The organism is Fischerella muscicola PCC 7414 (assembly GCF_000317205.1).
In the GTDB taxonomy this organism is placed as follows: Bacteria; Cyanobacteriota; Cyanobacteriia; order Cyanobacteriales; family Nostocaceae; genus Fischerella; species Fischerella muscicola.
The window spans coordinates 1-1,885 of the sequence record NZ_AJLK01000208.1 but is presented as its reverse complement, the minus strand read 5'-3'; the positions used below and the strand labels follow the sequence as shown (position 1 = coordinate 1,885).

Here is a 1,885-nt window from a genome sequence, read left to right as displayed (position 1 = left end):
TGCTCTTGAATTATTTGGAATGCTTGAAGCCCATCACCACAATTATGGCAAGAAAATCCTTCGTCTTCCAAAGAAAACTGGATTAACCGAGAAATTTCAAATTTATCCTCAACAATTAAGATTTCCATATATCAAGATATAAAAACACTTTATTCTCGTATGGGCTGATTTTTGTATTATGCGGATTGAGTTGTAATATATTGTAAATTTCTGGCAGCGTGAATTTTGTCAATATATTCAAGTATTAGGAATAGATTTACTTAATATTAATGATTGTTAGCAAGGGGAGAAGGCGAGCAACATTCGCCTCCTCCCTCTTTTGGTAAACTATGCTTAAAAAGCAAACTGTACTATCTAAGTAATTAATGAATTATGGCAGACCAAGTTTTTACTCCAACAACTCCATCAGCTTTCAAATTATGAGACTTTTGAAAAGCAATAATGGCAGAACGTGTGTTTCTACTGTAAACTCCATCAGTTGCTCCATTGTAGAGTTTTTGGGTTTTCAAGAATGCCTGAATCTCTTTTACTGCTTTGCCTTTGCTTCCTAATCGGAGAATTGGTGCTGTTTGAGGTGAATAACTAATAAGTTTAGTTGATTTGGAAGCAGCTGTGGTTGCCCGCATCATTTTAGTAGCCTTGACATTTTTGGGATGCACTTGCGTTGAAATATGTGTGCCTGTTTTTTGCATTTGTGCGGTAGATGTTTGGGCATTAGCTGGTGCTATAGAAGAGAATAACAATGGACTTAAGGCTGCAATAGATAAAGCAAGTTTCACAAATTTATTAGTCATAAGAGAGTATCTCCTTGTTTGGAAAATATATTACAGCAGATTTAAAGTTAATGAAGTATATTTTCAAGGTTTTAAAGTCAGTTACAAAGCTCATTTTTCTACTCTACCCTTCTCTACGAGAGGCTGCGCCAACGCGAACTGACTTTTGAATTCTGCTGTAATTTCAATTTAGTTAGTAAAAGTAAAGAACTTGGAAAGATTTATCAGGATTTGAAAAAATTATTTTGTCTTTCAGAAATACTTGTGAAAACTTGCAAATATCATTTGCAAATCAGATAAAGAGAAAAATGTGACTGTTTTTTTATAGTTTTGTAAAGAATTTGTCACATCTGACTGATAGAGTCTAGAGGAAGCAATTCCTAAAGTGCTTTGCTGGTGATAGATACAGAGCAAAGTCACAAAACCACAGTCATGGAGGTTTTAGCATGAAATCTGTTATCAAACTTATTTTGAAAGCTAGTTTGGTTGGAACTTTGAGTTTAAGTTTATCAGTACAATCAGTTTACGCATCTCCATCACCGATTAGTGTCCCTATAGAAGTTAGTGACAGTAATGATGATGTTAATGCTAAAAAAGTATTTGCAATAGTGAGCAAAGATGAACAAGTAGTAACTCTAAATCAAATTGGCGAATATAGCAAGACTATCTATAACCTGATTAAAACCAACAATTGGACATAAGCAAAACACCATTTATCGCTACTCAAAGCTGTATCAGATAGCTTCAAAACACAAAAGGGAAGAACCGATGTCAACTTAGCCAAGCTTGACTCAAGTATTACTGTTTTGCAAAGTACAGTTGCAGCAAAGAACCATCAAGCGATGTGCGATGCTAACCAAGTTAGTGCGATCGCTGCTCAACTAGCAATGCAGTTAGAACCTAAGATGCCTTTGGAGGTTGCAATGCTCGACTACTATGGTCGTGAACTGGAAATTTGGGCAGCCGATGAGAATACAGCTAGATTAAAAAATGTTGCTGGTAAAATTCGAGAGACTTGGGAAGCTTTACGTCCTGCAATCCAATCTCACGGCGGTTCACCTCAATTACAGAAGTTTGACGATAACTAGTTGCTTTAGTTGAGACAGCTAGCT

General features: G+C 35.9%; 3 protein-coding genes. 2 read left to right on the top strand and 1 reads right to left on the bottom strand.

The genetic code is table 11. The features are described from left to right. Positions 1 to 362: 362 nt before the first annotated feature. Complete coding sequence (locus tag UYI_RS0131200; RefSeq protein ID WP_016870617.1) at positions 363 to 794, bottom strand: peptidoglycan-binding domain-containing protein; 432 nt, start codon at positions 792 to 794, stop codon at positions 363 to 365. A 425-nt stretch (positions 795 to 1,219) separates the two neighbouring features. Between UYI_RS0131200 and UYI_RS39445 the strand changes: the two genes are divergently transcribed. Both UYI_RS39445 and UYI_RS39440 read left to right on the top strand, forming a co-directional pair. Continuing rightward, positions 1,220 to 1,474, top strand: coding sequence for a hypothetical protein (locus UYI_RS39445; protein ID WP_016870612.1), 255 nt, complete (start codon positions 1,220 to 1,222; stop codon positions 1,472 to 1,474). A 105-nt stretch (positions 1,475 to 1,579) separates the two neighbouring features. After that, entirely contained in the window at positions 1,580 to 1,861 is a 282-nt protein-coding gene (locus UYI_RS39440; RefSeq protein ID WP_235148057.1) for a hypothetical protein, read from the top strand. Positions 1,862 to 1,885: the final 24 nt, after the last annotated feature.